Source organism: Acidovorax sp. YS12 (genome assembly GCA_021496925.1).
Lineage (GTDB): Bacteria > Pseudomonadota > Gammaproteobacteria > Burkholderiales > Burkholderiaceae_C > Paenacidovorax.
Genome location: CP053915.1, coordinates 2,585,061 through 2,606,899 on the forward strand (window position 1 = coordinate 2,585,061; position 21,839 = coordinate 2,606,899).

Annotated in this window: 18 protein-coding genes; 5 read left to right on the forward strand and 13 right to left on the reverse strand. The window is 69.1% G+C overall.

Translation table 11 applies throughout. The features are described from left to right. Nucleotides 1-3: 3 nt before the first annotated feature. From YS110_11835 to YS110_11850, 4 genes are all read left to right on the forward strand, one after another. The gene (locus tag YS110_11835; protein UJB65388.1) at nucleotides 4-546 is read left to right on the forward strand and encodes a TRAP transporter small permease; all 543 of its coding nucleotides are present in this window, start codon (nucleotides 4-6) and stop codon (nucleotides 544-546) included. Next, a complete protein-coding gene (locus tag YS110_11840) occupies nucleotides 543-1,841 on the forward strand; it encodes a TRAP transporter large permease (protein ID UJB65389.1) in 1,299 nt (432 codons plus the stop codon). Before YS110_11835 ends, YS110_11840 begins: the two co-directional genes overlap by 4 nt. Nucleotides 1,842-1,863: 22 nt before the next feature. Further along, a complete protein-coding gene (locus tag YS110_11845) occupies nucleotides 1,864-2,895 on the forward strand; it encodes a DctP family TRAP transporter solute-binding subunit (GenBank protein ID UJB65390.1) in 1,032 nt (343 codons plus the stop codon). 186 nt (nucleotides 2,896-3,081) lie between these two features. Beyond that, nucleotides 3,082-5,769, forward strand: a complete 2,688-nt coding sequence (locus YS110_11850; protein ID UJB65391.1) for a diguanylate cyclase — start codon at nucleotides 3,082-3,084, stop codon at nucleotides 5,767-5,769. A 49-nt stretch (nucleotides 5,770-5,818) separates the two neighbouring features. On the opposite strand, the gene YS110_11855 is transcribed toward YS110_11850, so the two are convergent. Continuing rightward, the gene (locus YS110_11855) at nucleotides 5,819-7,651 is read right to left on the reverse strand and encodes an ABC transporter ATP-binding protein/permease (GenBank protein UJB65392.1); all 1,833 of its coding nucleotides are present in this window, start codon (nucleotides 7,649-7,651) and stop codon (nucleotides 5,819-5,821) included. Between the two features lie 42 nt (nucleotides 7,652-7,693). On the opposite strand from YS110_11855, the gene YS110_11860 reads away from it, so the two are divergent. Beyond that, nucleotides 7,694-8,110 carry an acyl-CoA thioesterase gene (locus YS110_11860; GenBank protein UJB65393.1) on the forward strand — a complete coding sequence of 139 codons (417 nt, stop codon included), beginning with the start codon at nucleotides 7,694-7,696 and terminating at the stop codon, nucleotides 8,108-8,110. A 31-nt stretch (nucleotides 8,111-8,141) separates the two neighbouring features. Here YS110_11860 and YS110_11865 read toward each other — a convergent pair whose 3' ends face one another. The 12 genes from YS110_11865 to slmA all read right to left on the reverse strand — a co-directional run bounded on the left by YS110_11865 (nucleotide 8,142) and on the right by slmA (nucleotide 21,800). Then, the gene (locus YS110_11865; protein ID UJB65394.1) at nucleotides 8,142-8,645 is read right to left on the reverse strand and encodes a polymer-forming cytoskeletal protein; all 504 of its coding nucleotides are present in this window, start codon (nucleotides 8,643-8,645) and stop codon (nucleotides 8,142-8,144) included. A 175-nt stretch (nucleotides 8,646-8,820) separates the two neighbouring features. Beyond that, nucleotides 8,821-9,303, reverse strand: a complete 483-nt coding sequence (locus YS110_11870) for a thioesterase family protein (protein ID UJB65395.1) — start codon at nucleotides 9,301-9,303, stop codon at nucleotides 8,821-8,823. A 1-nt stretch (nucleotide 9,304) separates the two neighbouring features. Next, nucleotides 9,305-10,084 carry an enoyl-CoA hydratase gene (locus YS110_11875; GenBank protein UJB65396.1) on the reverse strand — a complete coding sequence of 260 codons (780 nt, stop codon included), beginning with the start codon at nucleotides 10,082-10,084 and terminating at the stop codon, nucleotides 9,305-9,307. 22 nt (nucleotides 10,085-10,106) lie between these two features. Further along, the gene (locus YS110_11880) at nucleotides 10,107-10,937 is read right to left on the reverse strand and encodes a thioesterase family protein (GenBank protein ID UJB65397.1); all 831 of its coding nucleotides are present in this window, start codon (nucleotides 10,935-10,937) and stop codon (nucleotides 10,107-10,109) included. A gap of 186 nt (nucleotides 10,938-11,123) precedes the next feature. After that, nucleotides 11,124-12,317, reverse strand: a complete 1,194-nt coding sequence (locus YS110_11885; protein UJB65398.1) for an acetyl-CoA C-acyltransferase — start codon at nucleotides 12,315-12,317, stop codon at nucleotides 11,124-11,126. A gap of 180 nt (nucleotides 12,318-12,497) precedes the next feature. Further along, complete coding sequence (locus YS110_11890) at nucleotides 12,498-14,900, reverse strand: enoyl-CoA hydratase/isomerase family protein (protein ID UJB65399.1); 2,403 nt, start codon at nucleotides 14,898-14,900, stop codon at nucleotides 12,498-12,500. Between the two features lie 33 nt (nucleotides 14,901-14,933). Continuing rightward, nucleotides 14,934-15,368 carry a DUF2147 domain-containing protein gene (locus YS110_11895; protein UJB65400.1) on the reverse strand — a complete coding sequence of 145 codons (435 nt, stop codon included), beginning with the start codon at nucleotides 15,366-15,368 and terminating at the stop codon, nucleotides 14,934-14,936. 68 nt (nucleotides 15,369-15,436) lie between these two features. Further along, nucleotides 15,437-17,242, reverse strand: a complete 1,806-nt coding sequence (locus YS110_11900) for an acyl-CoA dehydrogenase C-terminal domain-containing protein (GenBank protein UJB65401.1) — start codon at nucleotides 17,240-17,242, stop codon at nucleotides 15,437-15,439. A gap of 40 nt (nucleotides 17,243-17,282) precedes the next feature. Beyond that, entirely contained in the window at nucleotides 17,283-17,957 is a 675-nt protein-coding gene (locus YS110_11905; protein UJB65402.1) for a TetR/AcrR family transcriptional regulator, read from the reverse strand. Between the two features lie 138 nt (nucleotides 17,958-18,095). Beyond that, the gene (locus tag YS110_11910; protein ID UJB67435.1) at nucleotides 18,096-19,121 is read right to left on the reverse strand and encodes an acyltransferase; all 1,026 of its coding nucleotides are present in this window, start codon (nucleotides 19,119-19,121) and stop codon (nucleotides 18,096-18,098) included. 7 nt (nucleotides 19,122-19,128) lie between these two features. Next, complete coding sequence (locus tag YS110_11915) at nucleotides 19,129-21,015, reverse strand: ABC transporter ATP-binding protein (protein UJB65403.1); 1,887 nt, start codon at nucleotides 21,013-21,015, stop codon at nucleotides 19,129-19,131. A gap of 137 nt (nucleotides 21,016-21,152) precedes the next feature. Continuing rightward, complete coding sequence (gene slmA / locus YS110_11920) at nucleotides 21,153-21,800, reverse strand: nucleoid occlusion factor SlmA (protein ID UJB65404.1); 648 nt, start codon at nucleotides 21,798-21,800, stop codon at nucleotides 21,153-21,155. Between the last annotated feature and the right edge of the window lie 39 nt (nucleotides 21,801-21,839).

The following is a 21,839-nucleotide window of genomic DNA, read 5'->3' on the forward strand; positions in this document are numbered from 1 at the left end:
CCCATGTCCCCCACACCTCCCGCCGGGCCGCAAGACGACGCGCCCCGCCCTGACGAGCCGCGTTCGCTGCGCCTGGAAGACTGGCTCACCGTCATCGTGATGGCGCTGCTGGCGCTGATCACCTTCGCCAACGTGATCGTGCGCTACTTCACCGACACCTCGTTCGCCTGGACCGAGGAGATTTCGGTGTTCCTGATGATCGTGCTCGCGCTCGTCGCCGGCTCGGCCGCCGTGGCGCGCGACGTGCACATCCGCATCGAATGGTTCGCCGAGGGCGGCTCCGCGCGCCGCCGCCAGGCGCTGGCGCGCTTCGGCGCGCTCATGGTGGCGCTGCTGTTCGGCGTGATCGCCGTGCTCAGCGTGCGCGTGGTGTGGGACGACTTCCGCTTCGAGGAGACCTCGCCCGGCATCGGCGTGCCGCAGTGGTGGTACTCGGTGTGGCTGCCCGTGTTCTCGGCGCTCATCGCCTGGCGCGCCATCGGCCTGTTCATCCGCCGCGGCCGCCAGGCGCCGCCGGAAAACCACCACGGGGACTTCCAGGCATGATCGCCACCCTGCTGTTCGTGGCTTTCCTGGCCATGATGTTCGTGGGCGTGCCCATCGGCGCGGCCCTGGGGCTGGCGGGCGCGGCCTGCATCGCGCTGGCCAACGCCGATGCGCAGTGGTTCGGCCTGCTGGCCGTGCCGCAGAACTTTTACGCCGGGCTGGGCAAGTACCCGCTGCTGGCCATCCCGATGTTCGTGCTCGTGGGCTCGATCTTCGACCGCTCGGGCGTGGCACTGCGGCTGGTGAACTTCGCCGTGTCCATCGTCGGGCGCGGCCCCGGCATGCTGCCGCTGGTGGCCATCACCGTGGCCATGTTCCTGGGCGGCATCTCGGGCTCGGGCCCGGCCAACGCGGCCGCCGTGGGCGGCGTGATGATCGCTGCCATGAGCCGCGCCGGCTACCCCGGCAGCTTCTCGGCCAGCGTGGTGGGCGCGGCGGCGGCCACCGACATCCTGATCCCGCCCTCGGTGGCGTTCATCATCTACTCGGTGCTGGTGCCCGGCGCCTCGGTGCCCGCGCTGTTCGCGGCCGGCATGGTGCCGGGCGTGCTCGCGGGCATCGCGCTGATCGTGCCCGCCGTGTGGATGGCGCGCCGGCACAAGATGGGCGCGCTGGAGGCCGACATGCCGCGCCCGCCGTTCTGGCAGAGCCTCAAGGAAGCCCTGTGGGGCCTGGCCGCGCCGGTGCTGATCCTGGGCGGCATGCGCGCGGGCTGGTTCACGCCCACCGAGGCCGCCGTGGTGGCAGTGTTCTACGGCCTGTTCGTGGGCATGGCGGTCCACCGCACGATCAAGGTGCGCGACCTCTTCCCCATCCTGCGCGAGGCGGGCGAGCTGTCGGCCGTGATCCTCATCGTGGTCTCGCTCGCGGGCATCTTCGCGTTCTCGCTGTCCACGCTGGGCGTGATCGACCCGGTGGCGAATGCCATCGTGCACTCGGGCCTGGGCGAATACGGCGTGCTGGCGCTCTTGATTCTGCTGCTCATCACCGTGGGCATGTTCCTCGACGGCATCTCGATCTTCCTGATCTTCGTGCCGCTGCTGCTGCCCATCATGCAGCACTACGGCTGGGACCCGGTGTGGTTCGGCGTGATCCTCACGCTGAAGGTGGCGCTGGGCCAGTTCACGCCGCCGCTGGCCGTGAACCTGATGGTGTCGTGCCGCATCGCCGGCGTGCGCATGGAGTCCACCGTGCGCTGGGTCGGCCCGATGCTGCTGGCCATGTTCCTGGTCATGGTGGCCGTGATCGCCTTCCCGCAACTCGCCCTGTGGCTGCCGGCCAAGCTGGGCTACTGATTTTTCCCAAGGAGACTGTCTGATGAAACTGCGTACCTTCCTCGCCTCGGCCGTAGCCGCCGCCGCGGCACTCGCCTTCGCCACGCCCGCGCTGGCGCAGAACTACAAGAGCGAATACCGCATGTCGCTGGTGCTCGGCACGGCCTTCCCCTGGGGCAAGGGCGGCGAGATCTGGGCCGCCAAGGTCAAGGAAAAGACCCAGGGCCGCATCAACATCAAGCTCTACCCCGGCGTGTCGCTGATCCAGGGCGACCAGACGCGCGAATTCAGCGCGCTGCGCCAGGGCGTGATCGACATGGCCGTGGGCTCGACCATCAACTGGTCGCCCCAGGTCAAGCAGCTCAACCTGTTCTCGCTGCCCTTCCTGTTCCCCGACTACGCCGCCGTGGACGCGGTGACGCAGGGCGAGGTCGGCAAGAGCCTCTTCGCCACGCTGGAGAAGGCCGGCGTGGTGCCGCTGGCCTGGGGCGAGAACGGCTACCGCGAGATCAGCAACTCCAAGCACGCCATCAAGAGCCCGGCCGACCTCAAGGGCCTGAAGATCCGCGTGGTGGGCTCGCCGCTGTTCCTCGACACCTTCACCGCCCTGGGCGCCAACCCCACGCAGATGAGCTGGGCCGACGCCCAGCCCGCCATGGCCAGCGGCGCCGTGGACGGCCAGGAGAACCCCATCTCGGTGTACCAGGCCGCCAAGCTGCACACCGTGGCGCAGAAGCACATCACCATGTGGGGCTACATGAACGACCCGCTGGTCTTCGTGGTGAACAAGGACATCTGGAACAGCTGGACGCCCGCCGACCGCGAGGCCGTGCGCCAGGCCGCCATCGAGGCCGGTAAGGAAGAAATCGCCATCGCGCGCAAGGGCATGGTCGAGGAAGGCAAGCCGCTGCTCAAGGAAATCGCCGCCCACGGCGTGACCATCACCCAGCTCAGCCCCGCCGAGCGCGAAGCCTTCGTCAAGGCCACGCGCCCGGTGCACGACAAGTGGAAGAACCAGATCGGCGCCGACCTGGTGCAGGCGGCCGAAAAGGCCATCGCCGCGCGCAAGCCGTAACGCTATCAAAAAAAGAGCTTCTGGCGCTTGCCTGGCAAGCGCCAGAAGCTCTTTTTTATTCAAACTATTGGGCCCAGCGGCGCCCCTGCGCGCGCCGTGCCACGCGCGTAACTCCCACCCTGGCGGCCGGATGATCTGGGATAAATTGCCTGCGAGAACGTGTTCACGGGCTCTTCGAGGAGGGGCATGCGACATTTCCTGCTCGCGGCGGCGCTGTGGCTGCTGGCGTGCCTTGCCGCGGTCATCGGCGCCGAAGCCTATGACCGCGATCGCGCGCGCCAGGCCGCGCTGAACGAACTGCAAGGCCAGCTCGACGCGCATGGCGCGCGCCTGCAGGCGCGCCTGGACGGCATCGCCCGGCACAACCGCGCGCTGGCACAGGCGCTGGCGCACGACGCCGGCATGTCCCCCACCGCCCTGGAGGCCCTGGCGGCGCAGGCCGTGGCCGAGGAGCCGCTGCTCGCCAGCGTGCTGGTGTCGCGCCACGCCAAGGCGGTTTTCGTCTACCCGCAGCAGGGCAATGAAGCCATCGTCGGGCTGAACTACGACCTGCGGCCGGAGTTCATGGCCAGCTTCAAGCGCGCGAGCGAAACGCGCGCCACTGCCTTCGACGTGCCGGTGCGCCTGATCCAGACCGGCAAGGACGGCATCATCGCCCGCACCGCCGTGTTCGTGCACCTGCCCAGCAGCGGCGAGGACGTGCTCTGGGGCCACGTGTCCATGGGCGTGGACCTGGAGCGGCTGCTGCGCTCCGCCGGGTTCCTGGCGCCCCAGGCTGGCTTCGCCCTGGCCATCCGCAGCGCGCTGCCGCAGCAGCACGCCCGCCCGGTCTTCGGCGACCCCGCCGTGTTCCAGGGCCCGCACGCCCAGGCGCGCCTGGCGCTGAGCGACAGCACCTGGGACATCGGCGCGGCGCCGCTGCACCCCGCCGCCTACCCGCCAGGCCGCGCCTGGGCGCTGCGCGCGGCCGGCCTGTGCCTGGCTCTGGCGCCCCTCCTCGCGCTCCTGGCGTGGCGGCTGCGCGGCGCGGCGCACCAATCCGCCACGGCCCCGGGGCCGCGCCGCTACGGGCTGCGCGCCGTGCTGCTGCTGGCCGTGCTGGTGCCCGTGCCGGTGATGGTGGGCCTGTCGGCCCTGCTGTCCTTCGAGGCGTCGACCCAGGCGGCGGACGAGCTGGAGCAGCGCCACGCCACCGAGATGGCGCTGCGCATCCACGACCGGGTCACGGCCTTCTTCGACATCCCGCGCCAGATGGTGATCTACAACGCCGAGCAGTTCCGCGCCGGCCTGCTGCGTACCGACCAGCCCCAGGCAGCGCTGCACAACTTCCTGCTGCAGATGCGGCGCCAGCCCCTGCTGACCTTCCTGTCCCTGGGCACCACGGAAGGCGATTACTACACCGCCAGCCGCCCGCCGCGCGGCGGCGACAAGGCGCTGAACGTAATGCGCTCGAGCAGCGCCACCGGGCACGCGCTGCACATCCAGCGCGTGGACGACGACTACCGTAGCAGCCCGCTCGCGTTCACCGGCAACCGCCATTTCGACGTGCGCGACCGGCCCTGGTTCCGGGCCGCGGTGACGGCCAACGCCATCTGCTGGTACCCGGCCTACCGCTACACCATCCAGGACGCCGAGGGCGTTTACGACGCCATGGGGATCGGCATGTCGGTGCCGCTGTACGACCAGGGCCGGCGCTTCGTCGGCGTGCTCGCGGCGGACGTGGCGCTGTCGCAGCTGAGCGAGCTGCTGCGCGAGCTCACGGCCAGCATCGGCGGCGTGGCCTTCCTCACCGAGGGCGACGGCGCGCTCCTGGCCAGCTCCGGCAGCGAGCCGGTGTACCACCTCGACGGCGAAACGGCGCGGCGCATCCAGGCCGACGCCAGCGAGAACCCCGCCATCCGCAGCGCCCAGGCCACGGTGCGCGCCAGCCAGGCCACCGAGGGCCGCCAGCGCATCACCGTGCAGGGCGAGCGCTACCTGACCAACTGGCAGACCATCCAGCTCCCCGATGGGCCAGCGCTGACCATCGTCGTCGGCCTGCCGGAGCGCCATTTCACCGGCCCGGCGCGGGACACGCTGCACACCACCGGCTACCTCACGCTGGCCTTCGGCCTGTTCGGCGTGCTGCTGGCCATGTGGGTGGCCCAGCGCCTCGCGCAGCCGCTGCTGTCCATCCACCAGTGGGCGCAGCGGCTGGCCCAGGGGCATTGGCAATCCCCGCCGCCCCTGCCCAGCGCGGTGCGCGAGGTCGCCGACCTGTCGCTGGCCCTGGGCGACATGGCCGAGCACCTGCAGCGCAACACCCAGGAGCTGGAGCAGCGCGTGCACGAGCGCACCGCGGCCCTGGCCGAGGCCAACCGCCAGCTCGAAGCGCTGGCCGTGACCGACGGGCTCACCGGCATCGCCAACCGGCGGCACTTCGACAGCACGCTGGCGCTGGAGTGGGCGCGCGCGCAGCGCAGCCAGCAGCCGCTGGCGCTGCTGATGCTCGACGTGGACCTCTTCAAGGACTACAACGACCACTACGGCCACCAGGCGGGCGACGAGACCCTTAGGGCCATCGCGCAGGTCTTGCTGGAGACCACGCGCCGCGCGGGCGACCTGGCGGCGCGCTACGGCGGGGAGGAGTTCGCCGTCATCGCGGCCAACACCGGCGCGGCGGCGGCGCGCCAACTGGCCGAGTCGCTGCGCGCCGCCGTGCAGCACCTGGCCATCGCGCACGCCCTGGCGCCGCAGGGCCACGTCACGGTGAGCATCGGGCTGGCCCTGCTGGCGCCGGGCCGGCCGGTGCCGGCCCAGACGCTGATCGGCCAGGCCGACGAGGCGCTGTACCGCGCCAAGACCCTGGGGCGCAACCGGGTGGAGCAGGCGTGACGGCCAATCACTCCTGAAAGCATAGCTGCCAGCGCTTTATGGATAAGGGCTAGAGCCCGTTTTCACCCGAATTCTGCTGCAGCGCCCACATGCGCGCATAGTGCCCGCCGGCCGCCAGCAGCGCGGCGTGCGTGCCGCGTTCGACGATGCGCCCGGCCTCCATGACCAGGATCTCGTGCGCATCCACCACGGTGGACAGGCGGTGCGCGATCACCAGCGTGGTCTTGCCCCGGGCCACCTGGCGCAGTTCGGCCTGGATGGCGCGTTCGTTGGCCGAGTCGAGCGCGCTCGTGGCTTCGTCGAAGATCAGGATGGGCGGGTTCTTGAGCAGCGTGCGCGCGATGGCCACGCGCTGCTTCTCGCCGCCCGAGAGCTTGAGGCCGCGCTCGCCCACCATGGTGTCGTAGCCCTTGGGCGTGGCGGCGATGAAGCCGTGGATGTGCGCCGCGCGCGCCGCCTGCTCCACCTCGGCCTGCGTGGCGTCGGGCCGGCCATAGGCGATGTTGTAGGCCACGGTGTCGTTGAACAGCACCGTGTCCTGCGGCACGATGCCGATGGCGCGGCGCAGCGACTGCTGCGTCACGGCGCGGATGTCCTGCCCGGCGATGGTGATGCGGCCCTGCTGGATGTCGTAGAAGCGGAACAGCAGGCGGCTCAGCGTGCTCTTGCCCGCGCCCGAAGGGCCGACCACGGCCACCGTCCTGCCGGCCGGGATCTCGAAGCCCACGCCCTGCAGGATGGGGCGCCCGCTTTCGTAGGCGAAGTGCACGTCCTCGAAGCGCACGGCGGGCTGCTCCAGCCCGGCCAGGGCCACGGCGCCGGGCGCGTCGGCCACCTCGCGCTCCTTGTCCATGAGCACGAACATCTTTTCCAGGTCGGTCAGGCTCTGCTTGATCTGGCGGTAGATCACGCCCAGGAAGTTCAGCGGCATGTAGAGCTGGATCATGAAGGCGTTGACCATGACCAGGTCGCCCAGCGTCATGCGGCCCTCGGCCACGCCCTGCGTGGCGCGCCAGAGCATGGCCACCAGGCCGATGGCGATGATGAGCTGCTGCCCGGCGTTGAGCAGCGACAGCGTGGTCTGGCTCTTGAGGCGCGCGGCGAACAGGCGCTGCAGGCTCTCGCCGTAGCGCCGGGCCTCGAAGGCCTCGTTGTTGAAGTACTTGACGGTCTCGTAGTTGAGCAGCGAGTCGATGGCCTTGGTGTTCGCGGCCGAGTCGAACTCGTTGACGCGGCGGCGGTACTGGGTGCGCCATTCGGTCACGCTGACGGTGAAGGCGATGTACACGGCCAGCGCCGCCCCCGTGATGATGGCGAACCAGGCGTCGAACTTCACCGCCAGGATGCCCAGCACCAGCGCCACCTCGATCAGCGTGGGCAGGATGCTGTAGAGCGCATAGGAGATCAGCGACTCGATGCCGCCCACGCCGCGCTCGATGTCGCGCGTCATGCCGCCGGTCTGGCGCTCCAGGTGAAAGCGCAGGCTCAGGCTGTGCAGGTGCTCGAACGCCGTCTGCGCGATGCTGCGCTCCACGCCGTGCGTGGCCTTGGCGAACACCAGCTCGCGCAGCTCGGTCAGCAGCGCGGTGGACAGGCGCAGCAGGCCGTAGGCCAGCAGCAGCCCCACCGGCACCACCAGCAGCGCGGTGCTGCCGCCGGGCGGCACGTCCATGGCGTCCACCAGGCGCTTGAGCAGCAGCGGCACGCCCACGTTGGCCATCTTGGCGCCGACCATGAAGGCGATGGCCGCGGCGACGCGCCATTTGTACGTCCACAGATAGGGCAGCAGGCGCGCCAGCGTGGCGCCGTCGGAGCGCGGCGGCGCGGAGGATGCAGGAGATGCGGGGTTTTGCGGGGGGGCGTGTTCGCCTTGGCGGCGCATGGGAGAGAATCCGGGAGATCAGCAAAACCAACGATTGTGCCCATGTCCCAGCCCGCAGCGCGCCCCACGTCCGAATTGCCCGCCAACAAGGAGCTGGTGATGAAAGTCATTCCCATGCCCGCCGACACGAATGCCAACGGCGACATCTTCGGCGGCTGGGTGATGGCACAGGTCGATCTGGCCGGCGCGGTGCTGCCCGCGCGCGTGGTGCAGGGGCGCATGGCCACGGTAGCGGTGAAAGAGTTCGTCTTCAAGCAGCCCGTGCGCGTGGGCGACATCCTGTCGTTCTACTCCAGCGTGGTGCGCCTGGGCCGCACCTCGGTCACGGTGGACGTGGAGGTGTATGCCGAGCGCTTCGCCACCCAGGGCAGCTATGTGAAGGTGACGGAGGCGCTCCTGACCTACGTGGCCATCGACGCCAGCGGCAAGCCCCGGCCGATCCCGCCGCAGCAGGGGTAACTCAGGCCAGCACCGCCCCGGTGCGGCCGCCTCACGGGCGCACCGCCAGGGCCGCCGCAGCGTTGCCTGCGGAGATCTCGCCAGTGAGCTGGCCACCTTCCTCGATCACCACCTTGCCGTAGCGGATCTTGCCGCTGACCTTGCCGCCGCTGTGGATCACGAGCTTCTCGCGCACGGTGAGCGTGCCGTCGAACAGGCCATGGATCTCGGCCACGTCGATCTGGGCCGTGCCGTGGAAAGCGCCCTCCTTGGCGATCTGGATCACGCGCGAATCCATGGTCGCCTCGACCGTGCCCTCGACCACCAGCGTGTCGCAGTCGGTGATCTCCACGCCCTTGAGCTTGATGTTGGGCCCCACCGTGAGCTTGCTGCCGCCGCTGTCGGCGTGGCCTGGCCTGGCCTGCGCCGCGGGCGCTGCCGGGCTGGCGGCGGCGCTGGTGCCCGTGGCACTGCCGCTGGACAGCGGCTGGGCGCTGGTGCGCATCAACGGCGATTCGGGTTCACGTTTGCCAAAGAAGGGGTTTTGCACGGCCATCAGGACTCCTGGGTTCAACGGGAAAAAACCCATCGTAGAAGCCTTGATGCGTGACAAATTCCAGCATCACGCAAGAGCCGTAAGCAAACCCTTCGTTTGTTGCCTGCACTTGCAGGTCTTGCACCGGCACACGCCAGCCGCCATCCTGTTGCAACCACGGGGGCGGCGGCAGCCCTCAGGAGACGATGTAGGCGGCCGCGCCGGCCGAGAGCAACTGCCCGTCGGCCCCGAGGAACTCCATGCGCGTCGTGGCCACGCGCGAACCCAGGCGCAGCACCTGCGCGCGCAGCTCGAAATGCTGGCCGATGGCCGGGCGCAGGTAGTCGATGCGCAGGTCGATGGTGCCGAGCTTGGCGAAGCGCAGCAGGCGCTGCAGTGGCGCTTCGTCCATGTGGCGGGCGCCAATGGCCGCCATCACGGCCAGGCCGCCCATGGCGTCGAGCCCGGCGCTGATGACGCCGCCGTGCATGCGGTTGTAGGCGTAGTGGCCGATCAGGTCGGGGCGCATGTCGATGCGCGCCGTCACGCAATCGGGCGCCACGTCCTGCACCTTCAGGCCCAGCAACTGGTTGAAGACGATCTTCTCCTCGAAGATCGTGCGCACGCCCTCGATGAACTCGGGCTCGAAAGCGGCCGGAGCCGCGGTGGCCTTGCCCATGTCAAACCTTGCTGAAATCGGGCGGGCGCTTTTCCATGAACGCGGTGAACGCCTCGCGCGCCGCGGGCTCGCGCAGCATGCGGCCGAAGCTCGCGCCCTCTTCCGCCATGCGTTCGAGCACCGGGGCCAGCAGGCCTTTCTTCATCAGCCGCTTGGTCTCGACCAGCGACGACAAGGGCTTGGCGGCCAGCTTCCGGGCCTGCGCCTGGGCCACGGCGTTGCACTCGGTCGGCGGCACCACGCGGTTGACCAGGCCCACCTCCAGCGCGGCCTCGGCCATGAAGGGCTCGCCCAGCAGCAGCGCCTCGGCGGCGCGGTGGTAGCCCAGCATCTGCGGCACCAGCAGGCTCGAAGCGGCCTCGGGGCACAGGCCCAGGTTCACGAAGGGCATGGAGAACGCCGCGTTGTCGCCCGCATAGACCAAGTCGCAGTGGAACAGCATGGTGGTGCCGATGCCCACGGCCGGGCCGCACACGGCGGCCACGATGGGCTTGGAAAAGCCGGCCAGGGCGCGCAGGAAGCGGAACACGGGCGACTCCTGCGTGGCCGGCGGCGCGTTCAGGAAGTCGCCGATGTCGTTGCCGGCGCTGAAGATGGCGGGGTCGCCCTGGAACACCACCACGCGGGTGGCGGCGTCGGCCTCGGCCTGGGCGAGCGCCTCGGCCAGGGTGGTGTACATGGCCTGCGTCAGCGAGTTTTTCTTCCCGGCGCGGTTGAGGGTGATGGTGCAGACACCGGCTTCGGTGTGGATCAGGATGTCCTGGGTCGTGGCTTCGCTCATGGCGTGCAATCTCCTTGGGGGGTCACTCTTTGTAATAGACGATCTGGTGGCTGGTGGCGAGCAGCGTGCCCGCCTCGTTCCACAGCTGGGCGCTGTGGTCGAAGAAGCCGTGGCGGAATTCCTGGGCGCGCGCCTGCCCCAGCAGGTAGCCTTCGCCCGTGGCGGCGAGCTGGGCGCGGCTCGCATGGAAGTAGATGGTGATCGACACCGTGCCGGCCGGCACCATCTGCGCGCGGCGCAGCCACACGCGCGGGAAGAAGATGTCGGCCATGGCCGCGAGGGCGCAGAAGTCCAGCGCCCGCGCGGGCGCATCGCGCATCCACAGCCGCGTCAGGCTGGAGTCGCCGCTGCCGTCCCACTGCGTGGGCAGGCTGCCTTCGACCAGCCGCATCTCGTAGCGCCGCAGCCATTCGGAGCCGAAGAAGGCCTCGGCCTGCGGGCACTGCGCGGGCGCGGGCACCGGCGGCAGGGGCTGGTCGCTGGCGCTCCAGGTGTCGCGGCGCGTGGCGGTCACGGCGGTGGCAGTAGTGGTCACGACCGGCTGGCCGTCGGCTCCGGCCTGGGAAATGGCCAGGGTCCAGTGCTGCGTGGAACGGTTGGTGCGCACCGGCACGGCCTGCAGCGTGAAGGGCCCGGCCTCCAGCGCGCCGGCATAGTTCACGGTGAGCGACAGCGGCTCGCCCAGGCAGTCGGGGTGCTGCAGCACGGCCTGCAGCAGCGTGGCGGCGGTGACGCCGCCAAAGGGCCCGACCATGTTCCAGTAGGCCGGGCTGGTCTGGCCCGCGTACTGGCCGGGCGCGGACGACGCGAGCGCCAGCGCCGCGTCCAGGGGGTGGGATTGGGAAGTGCTCATGGCGCGCAAGTGTGCCCGGAGTTGGCGGGCGCCGCCGTCGTCCCAGCGACTGCGCTGGCGTATCGCCTGGTGCGGGGTTCCATGTCGGTCTCCTGGGTTCGGTGCCGCTCTGCGTCGGCTCGCATGGAAGAAGGCAGCCGCCCGCCCCCTGCACGGGGGACGGGCGGCAGGTGCGTCAAAGGTGCGTCAGACGCGCTCGAAAATGCCGGCAGCGCCCTGGCCCGTGCCCACGCACATGGTGACCATGCCGTACTTCAGGTTGTGGCGGCGCAGCGCATGCACCACCGTGGCAGCGCGGATGGCGCCGGTGGCGCCCAGCGGGTGGCCCAGGGCGATGGCGCCGCCCATGGGGTTGACCTTGGCCGGGTCCAGGCCCAGGGTGTTCACCACCGCCAGGGACTGGGCCGCGAAGGCCTCGTTCAGCTCGTACCAGCCGATGTCGTCGCTCTTCAGGCCGGCGTAGCGCAGCGCGGCGGGAATAGCCTCGATCGGACCGATGCCCATGATCTCGGGCGGCACGCCGCGCGCGGCGTAGCTCACGAAGCGCGCCAGCGGCGTCAGGCCGAACTGCTTGACGGCCTTCTCGCTCGCCAGGATCAGCGCGCCCGCGCCGTCGCTGGTCTGCGAGCTGTTGCCCGCCGTGACGCTGCCGCGCGCGGCGAACACCGGACGCAGCTTGGCCAGCCCTTCCAGCGAGGTGTCGGGGCGCGGGCCTTCGTCCAGGTTCACGGTGCGCTTCTTTTCCACCACCGCGCCGGTGGCGAGGTTGGGGGTGCGCTCGACGATCTCGAACGGCGTGATCTCGTCGGTGAACTCGCCCGCCTGCTGGGCCTTGATGGCGCGCAGGTGTGATTCGAGTGCGAAGGCGTCCTGGGCCTCGCGCGTCACGCCCCACTGCTGCGCCACCTTCTCGGCCGTCAGGCCCATGCCGTAGGCGATGCCGACGTTCTCGTCGCGCGCGAACACCTCGGGGTTGAACGAGGGCTTGTTGCCGCCCATGGGCACCAGGCTCATGGATTCGGCGCCGCCGGCGATCAGCACGTCTGCCTCGCCCACGCGGATGCGGTCGGCCGCCATCTGGATGGCCGTCACGCCCGAGGCGCAGAAGCGGTTCACCGTCACGCCGCCCACGGGGTGGTCGAAGGCCAGGCCCATGGCGATGCGCGCCATGTTCATGCCCTGCTCGCCCTCGGGGAAGGAGCAGCCGATGATCGAGTCCTCGATGGCCTTGGGGTCCAGCGTGGGCACCTGGGCCATGGCGCCGCGGATGGCGGCCACCAGCAGGTCGTCGGGGCGGGTGTTGCGGAAGTAGCCGCGGCCCGAACGGCCGATGGGCAGGCGCGTGGCGGCAACGATGTAGGCGTCTTGCACTTGTTTCATGGTGAGTGTCCTTCTCAATTTTCCAAAGCGCTTAAGCGCTGCTCCTGGCGCATGCAACTAGCGCACGCCAAGCCAGCAGACGCCGTGGAGCTGGCTTTGCCAGGCCACCGGCGGCGTCCCCCTTCCCGCGCGTAGCGCGAGAGAAGGGGGAAGGCGCGAAGCGACTCAGGGGGATGGTCATTAGTTCCGCACCGGCTTGCCGGTGTTCAGCATGCCCAGGATGCGCTCGTGCGTCTTGGGCTGGGCGATGAGGTGGCAGAACACCTTGCGCTCCAGCGTGAGCAGGTATTCCTCGCTCACCAGGGCGCCCGCGTCCACGTCGCCGCCGCAGACCACGTCGCCGATCATGCTGGCGATCTTGAAGTCGTAGGCGCTGATGAAGCCGCCGTCGCGCATGTTGACCAGCTGGGCCTTGATGGTGGCCAGGCCGCTGCGGCCCGCCACGGGGAACAGGCGCTTGAGCGGGGCGCGCCAGCCGCCAGCGGCCATGGCCTTGGCTTCGTTGATGGCGACGAACAGCACCTCGTCCTTGTGCGGCACGATGATGTCGGAATCCAGCAGGTAGCCGAGCTTGCGCGACTCGATGGCGCTGGTGCCCACCTTGGCCATGGCGGCGCCGGTGAAGCCTTCGGTCAGGAAGGGCAGCAGATCGCGGCTGGTACTCTTGGCCATGTTCTCGGCCGCGCGGCGGGCGATGTAGGTCAGGCCGCCGGCGCCGGGCACCAGGCCCACGCCCACTTCCACCAGGCCGATGTAGCTTTCCATGTGGGCCACACGGCGCGCCGAGTACACGGCCAGCTCGCAGCCGCCGCCCAGCGCCATGCCATGGATGGCAGCGACCACCGGCACCTGCGCGTAGCGGATGCGCATCATCAGGTTCTGCAGCTCCTGCTCCACGCTCTCGATGGCGTCGGCGCCGCCCACCACGAAGGCGGGCATGGTGGCTTCCAGGTCGGCGCCCACCGAGAACGGCGCGTCGCCCGACCAGATGACCATGCCCTGGTACGCGGCCTCGGCCAGCTCGACGGCTTCCACCAGCCCTTCCATCACTTCGGGGCTGATGGCGTGCATCTTGTTCTTGATGCTGGCGATCAGCACCTGGCCGTCCAGCGTCCAGGTGCGCAGCGCGCGCGATTCGGCAATGGTGGTGCCGGCCGTCTGCCAGTCGGGCAGGCTGGCCTCGCCCAGCAGCTTCTCGGGGAACAGCTGGCGCTGGTACACGGGCAGCACGCGGCGCGGCACGAACTTGCCCAGCGCAGGGCTCCACGAACCTTCGGCCGTGTGCACGCCGCCGGCCTGGGCCACCGGGCCCTCGAACACCCATTGAGGCAGCGGCGCCTTGCACAGCGCTTTGCCCGCGTCGATGTCCTCCTGCACCATGCGGGCGACTTCGAGCCAGCCGGCTTCCTGCCACAGCTCGAACGGGCCCTGCTTCATGCCGAAGCCCCAGCGCATGGCCTGGTCCACGTCGCGCGCGCTGTCGGCGATGGCCTCCAGGTGCAGCGCGGCGTAGTGGAAGCTGTTGCGCAAAATGGCCCACAGGAACTGGCCCGGCGCGCCTTCGGCATTGCGCAGCAGTTGCAGGCGCTCGGCGGCGGGGCGCTTGAGCATGCGCGCGTACACGTCGTCGGCCTTCTGGCCGGCGGGCACGTATTCCTCGCTCTCCAGCTCGAAGCGCAGGATGTCGCGGCCCACCTTCTTGAAGAAGCCGGCCTTGGTCTTCTGGCCGAGGTTGCCCAGTTCGATCAGCTTCTGGAGCACGGCGGGCGTGCCGAAGCTGCCGTAGAACGGGTCGGTCTCCAGGCTCAGGTTGTCCTGCAGCGTCTTGATGACATGGGCCATGGTGTCCAGGCCCACCACGTCGGCGGTGCGGAAGGTGCCCGAGGACGCACGGCCGAGCTTCTTGCCCGTCAGGTCATCGACCACGTCGTAGCTCAGGCCGAAGTTCTCCACTTCCTTCATCGTGGACAGCATGCCGGCGATGCCGATGCGGTTGGCGATGAAGTTGGGCGTGTCCTTGGCACGCACCACGCCCTTGCCCAGGCCGCTGGTGACGAAGGCTTCCAATTGGTCGAGCACCACGGGCTCGGTCGTCGGGGTGGGAATCAGCTCCACCAGCGGCATGTAGCGCGGCGGGTTGAAGAAGTGGATGCCGCAAAAGCGCGGCTTGATGGCCTCGGGCAGCGCCTCGCTCAGCTTGGTGATCGACAGGCCCGAGGTGTTGCTCGCCACGATGGCGTGCTTGGCCACGAACGGAGCGATCTTGGTGTACAGGTCGAGCTTCCAGTCCATGCGCTCGGCGATGGCCTCGATCACCAGGTCGCACTCCTTCAGCAGCTTCAGGTGCTCCTCGTAGTTCGCGGCCTGGATCAGGTCGGCGTCCTCGGCCACGCCGATGGGCGAGGGCTTGAGCTTCTTCAGGTTGGCGATGGCGCGCTCGGCGATGCCGCTCTTGGGGCCTTCCTTGGCGGGAAGGTCGAACAGCACCACGGGCACCTTCACGTTGACGAGGTGGGCCGCGATCTGCGCGCCCATCACGCCCGCGCCGAGAACGGCGACTTTTTTCACATTGAATCGGGACATGGTTGTCTTTGAATCCGGGGATGAATGAGGGGGTTACTCCACGCGCTGCCAGGTCTGCGTGCGGCCGAACGGACCGATGGAGCCGCGCACTTCAAGCTTCTTGCCGCCCTCGATGGGGGTCAGGCGCAGGGTGTAGAACTTGCCGTTCTCGGGGTCGAGGATCTTGCCGTCCTCCCACACGTCCTTGCCCTCGGCCTTCTTCGCGTCCTTGATGATGCGCAGGCCCACCATGGGCTGGTCCTTCAGCTCATCGCGACATTCGGTGCACTTGGCGGCGGGGTCTGCACCCTTGCGCAGCAGTTTGTCGATGCGCCCCTCGAGCACGCCGCCGTTGTCGCCGATGCGCACCTCCGACTTGGGCTCGTTGGTCTTTTCGTCGAAGCTGCGCCACAACCCGACCGGGGTCATCTGGGCCAGGGCGGGTGCCGTGATTGCTACCAAAGCGATAGCTGCTAGCGCTTGTCTCATAAGGTCTCCATGGCAAAAAGGCTGTTTTCTGGCGGGAGCGGCCGCGCCCCCGCCACACACCGCGCCGGTCAGGCCAGGGCGGCGTCGGTGTCCATCAGCACCTTGCAGCCGGCGCGGGCCGTGCGCATCAGCGTCTGGACTTCGGGGAACAGCTTGGCGAAGTAGAAGCGCGCCGTCTGCAGCTTGGCGGTATAGAACGGGTCGGTGCTGCCGGCGGCGATGGCGCGCAGCGCCACCTGGGCCATGCGGGCGAACAGGTAGCCAAACACCAGGTGGCCGGCCACGCGCAGGTAATCGACGGCGGCGGCGCCCACTTCGTCGGGGTTCTGCATGCCCTTGAAGCCGATCTCGGTGGTGAACTTGGTCATCTGGTCGCCCAGGATGGCGATGGGGTTGATGAACTCGGCCATCTTCTCGTTCACGCCCTCTTCCTGCACCAGCTGGCCGATCAGCTTGCCCAGCTTCTTCAGCGTGGCGCCGTTGTTGCCCAGCACCTTGCGGCCCAGTAGGTCGAGCGACTGCACGGTGTTCGTGCCTTCGTAGATCATGTTGATGCGGTTGTCCCGCACATACTGCTCCATGCCCCATTCCTTGATGAAGCCATGGCCGCCGAAGACCTGCATGCAGGCGTTGGTGGAGATGTGGCCGTTGTCGGTGATGAAGGCCTTGACGATCGGGGTCAGCAGCGCCACCAGCTCGTCGCACTCGGCGCGCACCTTCTCGTCGGGGTGATGGTGCGACTTGTCCAGCAGCAGCGTGCAGTAGATCTGCAGCGCGCGCGCGCCTTCGGCGTAGGCCTTGGCGGTGAGCAGCATCTTGCGCACGTCGGGGTGCACGATGATCGGGTCGGCATCCTTGTCCTTGGCCTTGGTGCCCGAAAGGCTGCGCATCTGGATGCGGTCCTTGGCATAGGCCAGCGCGTTCTGGAACGCCACTTCGGTCAGGCCCAGCGACTGGTTACCCACGCCCAGGCGCGCGGCGTTCATCATCACGAACATGGCGGCCAGGCCCTTGTGCGGCTGGCCCACCAGCGTGCCGACGGCACCGTCGATGGCGATCTGCGCCGTGGCATTGGCGTGGATGCCCATCTTGTGCTCCAGGCCGGTGCAGTAGATGGGGTTGCGCGCGCCCAGCGAGCCATCGGCGTTGACGTTGAACTTGGGCACCACGAACAGGCTGATGCCCTTGCTGCCCTTGGGCGCGTCGGGCAGGCGGGCCAGCACCAGGTGCACGATGTTGGGCGCCACGTCGTGCTCGCCCGCGCTGATGAAGATCTTGTTGCCGGTGATCTTGTAGGTGCCCTCGGGTGCGCCTTCGACGGGCTCGGCCTTGGTGCGCAGCAGGCCCAGGTCGGTGCCGCAGTGGGGCTCGGTCAGGCACATGGTGCCGGTCCACTCGCCGCTCACCAGCTTGGGCAGGTAGGTTTGCTTCTGTTCGTCGGTGCCGTGGGCCAGCAGCGCTTCATACGCGCCGTGCGACAAGCCGGGGTACATGGTCCAGGCCTGGTTGGCGCTGTTGAGCATTTCGTACAAGCACTGGTTGACCACGTGGGGCAGGCCCTGGCCGCCGTACTGCGGGTCGCACGACAGCGCGGGCCAGCCGCCCTCGACGTAAGTGGCGTAGGCTTCCTTGAAGCCCTTGGGCGTGGTCACGGAATGCGTGGCCACGTCGTGCTTGCAACCCTCGGTGTCGCCGCTGATGTTCAGCGGGAAGGCCACCTCGGCGGCGAACTTGCCGGCTTCCTCGAGCACGGCGTTGATGGTGTCGGCATCCGTCTCGGCATGCGCAGGCATCGCCTTGAGCTCGTCGGCGACGTGGAAGACTTCGTGCAGGACAAAGTGCATGTCGCGCAGTGGCGGCTGGTAGGTGGGCATGTGCGTACTCCTTGAGTGATGCGTTGGGTGGAAAAGGGAATCAGCCCGGCTGGCGCGCGTGCGCGCCATAGTGGGCCAGGATGTTGTCGAAGCCGGTCAGCGCGCGCTCGATCGAGCCCGCGTGGCGCAGGAAGCGCGCCTCGTAGTGCAGCGCCAGGATGAGGCCGTGGATCTCGAAGAGCATCTGCTCCTCCTTCACGTCGGCCTGCAGGTCGCCGCATTCCTTGCACTGCTGGATGGCGCGGCGCATGGCGGCGTGCCAGGTCAGTACCGAATCGGCCAGCGCGTCGCGCACCGGGCCGGCGCGCTCGTCGAACTCGACCGCGCCGCTGATGTAGATACAGCCCGAGTCGATCTCGACCGAGGTGCGCTTCATCCAGTTGTCGAACAGCGCGCGCAGGCGCGCCACGCCGCGCGGCGCGGCCAGGGCGGGGTAGAACACCTCCTGCTCGAAGCGCTGGTGGTATTCGCGGATCACCGAGATCTGCAGCTCCTCGCGCGAACCGAAGTGCGCGAACACGCCGGACTTGCTCATGCCCGTGACATCGGCCAGGGCGCCGATGGACAGCCCCTCCAGCCCGATGTGCGTGGCCAGGCCCAGGGCCGCATCGACGATGGCGGCCTTGGTCTGCTGCCCTTTCTGCAGCGCGCGCCCCCGGCCGGTGCGCGCGGCGCTGGAGACGGAGGCTGTGCGAGACTTGAGGGCGACGGGCATGGGAACAGGCAAAAACGAACGTGCGTTCTATTTTGCAGCAAATTCCCGGGCCGGGCACCCCCCTCCGGGAAAATAGGGAGGCGGCTCCAGACAACCGCTCAGCCCGCAGGCCCGAAAGCCATGGCTATGGCCGTGGCATCACGCCTTCCCATACCGCAAGCAAGGCCGCTCCACCCCGAACCACGACGCGGCCGCCAGCGCCAGCACCAGCACCAGCGAAAGCCCCAGGCACACCGCCAGCGGCCAGCCCTGGCGCAAGCACAGCTCCGTCACCGCCTGCTGGACGGGGAATGCATAGATGTAAACCCCGTAGGAAATATCGGTGCGCCCCCGGCCCTGCCGCACCGGCGCCCCGGCATGCGCGGCATAGAACACCCCGCAGGCAATCAGCCCCCACACCGCCAACTGGCGCAGCGGCTCGGCGTCGGCGTAGTAGGCGCACAGCGCCGCCAGCAGCGCCGCCCCGGCCATCCACCCGCGCGGACGCACGGCGTATGCGGCAAACGTGCCGCCCAGGAAAAAGGGCACGCCGAAAGCGCAGAAATCCGCCCACCGGAACACATCGGCCCCCCAGCCGCCAATGGCCGCCCAGCGGACGTCCCACTGCCCCTGGCGGGCGCCCATCCACAGGACCGCCAAGGCAACTACCGCTGCCGGAGAGGCCCAGCGCCGCCCCCGGGTGCACCAGGCCAGCAGTGCCAGCAGCGCATACATGAACAGCTCATAGCGAATCGTCCACAACGAACCATTCACCGCCCGCGCGAAAGGGTTCGACTCGAACACCCCGGGCAGCGTCTGCACCGTCGCCAGGCCCGCCGCGTTGTTGAAGAAGTTCATCCATGTTCCGGGCGCGCGCCAATAGGCCGCCGTGGGCAGGGTCGTCACCGCCCAGCCCAGCACGAACACCGAAAACGCCACGGCCACCACCAGCCCGGGGAAAACCCGCATGCAACGCTTCAACGCAAAAGCGTGCCATTGCGGCTGGCGCATCCAGCTCTGCTGCACCAGATAGCCACTGATGAAGAAAAACACGTACACCGCCAGCGATCCCAGGCTGTGCCCAGGAAACGGCACCGGCAACTGCAGCCGGTACAGGAACAAGCCATGCGAGACAAAGACCCCCAGCGCCGCCGCCAGGCGCAACCCGTCGAAATGATTACCCATACACGCCCTACCCTCCCAGCGCCCCGCCATCCTCGCGCTGCGCCTCGCCCAGAAAGCCCCCGCTCTGGTGCGCCCACAGGCGCGCGTAGATACCGCCCTGCGCCAGCAGCGCGGCGTGCGTGCCCTGCTCCACGATGCGCCCGGCCTCCAGCACGATGAGGCGGTCCATGGCGGCGATGGTGGACAGGCGGTGCGCGATGGCGATCACCGTCTTGCCGTGCATCAGCCCGTCCAGGCTCTGCTGGATGGCGGCCTCGACCTCGCTGTCGAGCGCGCTGGTGGCCTCGTCGAGCAGCAGGATGGGCGCGTCCTTGAGCATCACGCGCGCAATCGCCACGCGCTGGCGCTGGCCGCCCGAGAGCTTCACGCCGCGCTCGCCCACCTGGGCGTCGTAGCCGCTGCGGCCCTTGAGGTCGGTGAGCTGCCCGATGAACTCGGCAGCCTCGGCGCGCTCGGCGGCGGCGCGCATCTCGGCCTCGCTCGCGTCGGGGCGGCCATAGAGGATGTTGTCGCGCATCGAGCGGTGCAGCAGCGAGGTGTCCTGCGTCACCATGCCGATGGCGCCGCGCAGGCTGTCCTGCGTCACGGCGGTGATGTCCTGCCCGTCGATGGTGATGCGCCCGCCCTGCGCCTCGTGAAAGCGCAGCAGCAGGTTCACCAGCGTGGACTTGCCCGCGCCCGAGCGGCCGATGAGGCCGATGCGCTCGCCGGGGCGGATGTGCAGGCGCAGGTGGTCGATGACCTGCTTGCCCCCGTCCTTGTAGGCGAACGACACGTCCTCGAACGCGATCGCCCCCTGCGTCACGCGCAGCGGCTGCGCCCCCGGCGCATCGACGATGGTGCGTGGCTTGGTCAGCGTGAGGATGCCGTCCTGGATCGTGCCCACGTTCTCGAACAGCCCCGTCATCTGCCACATGACCCAGTGCGAATAGCCCATCAAGCGCAGCGCCATGGCGATCACCGCCGCCACCACGCCCGCCGTGGCCTGCCCCCCGGACCACAGCCACAGCGCCGTGCCCGTGCTGCCCAGCAGCAGCAGGGTGATCATCAGGTGGTTGGCGATCTCGAACTGGCTCACCAGGCGCATCTGCGCATAGCCCGTGGCCTTGAAGGCCTCCATGGCGCTGCGCGCGAACTCGGCCTCGCGGCGCGTGTGCGCGAACAGCTTCACGGTGGCGATGTTGGTGTAGGCGTCGGTCACGCGGCCGGTCATCATCGAGCGCGCATCGGCCTGCTCCTTGCCGATCTGGCCCAGGCGCGGCACGAAGTAGAAGCACGCCGCCGTGTAGGCCGCCAGCCACAGCGCGAACGGCAGCACCAGCCGCCACTCGAAGCTCGCGGCCAGCACCAGGATGCCGATCATGTAGACGCTCACGCCCACCAGCACGTCCACCACCATGAACACCACCTCGCGCACCGACAGCGCGGTCTGCATGATCTTGGTGGTGATGCGGCCGGCGAACTCATCGGCGTAGAACGACATGCTCTGCCCCAGCATCAGCCGGTGGAACACCCAGCGCAGCCGCATCGGGAAGTTGATGGCCAGCACCTGGTGCATCACCGCCGTGTGCAGCCCCAGCAGCAGCACGCTGGACAGCAGGATGCCCGCGATGCCCCATACCGTGCCACGCTGCGCCTGCCAGAAGCCGGCGGGCGACACGGTGGACAGCCAGTCCACCACGTGGCCCATGATGGCGAACAGCGCCGCCTCGTACACCGCCAGCAGCGCCGAGGTGAGCGTGAGCAGCCCGATCCAGCCGCGCATGCCGCGCGTGCAGGCCCAGACGAAAGCGAAGAAGCCCGGCGGCGGCGGCACGGGCTCGGTGCTGGGATAGGGTGGAACGCGGTTCTCAAAAAACGGAAAAAGCACGGACAAAGGCCTCCTGCAGCCCATGGTACGCAGAGCGGCCCGCCTTTGCCGGCGTGGGCCTACCCGGGTTGCAAATCAGAGCAAAAAACGCCTCCAGCCCTTACGGAGCAAGCGCTAGCAGCTCACATTTTTGAAAAAATCCAGCGCCGCGAGGGCGCGGATCAGAGCATCAAGGCCAGGCTGGCCTGCAGGTGCTCGGTGGGCAACTGGCGAAAGCCCGAGCGCGCGAAGCGCTGCAGCCGCCCCAGCGCGAAGGCCGTGAGCACGCTGGCGCCCACCTGCGCATCCACCGACGGCGTGCCGGAGCCGCGCGCCAGCGCGGCTCCGCGCAGCGCCTGGCGCAGCGTGGACTCGATGCGCTCGAAGAACTGGTTCATGCGCGCCTGCAGGCGCTCGTGCTCCAGCACCAGGGCGTCGCCCACCATCACGCGCACCATGCCGGGGTTCTTCTCGCCGAACTGCAGCAGCAGCGCCACCACGCGCGCGGCCTGCTGGGCGCCGTCGGGGTTGCCCTGCTGCGGGTCCAGCGGCGCGCGGCCCACGATCTGCTGCGCCAGCGTGAAGACGGACTGCTCGATGAACTCGATCAGCCCCTCGAACATCTGCGCCTTGCTGGCGAAGTGGCGGTACAGCGCCGCCTCGCTCACGTCGAGCTGGCGCGCCAGCGCGGCGGTGGTGATGCGCTCGGCCCCGGGCTGCTCCAGCATGGCGGCCAGCGCCTGCAGGATCTGCACGCGCCGCTCCCCCGGCTTGGGGCGCTTGCGCGCCGCGGGCGCGGCGGACAGGGATTCGGGGGAGAGGTCGGACATGGGCGGGCGGGGTTGCGCGGGGATTCTCGCACAGCCCCC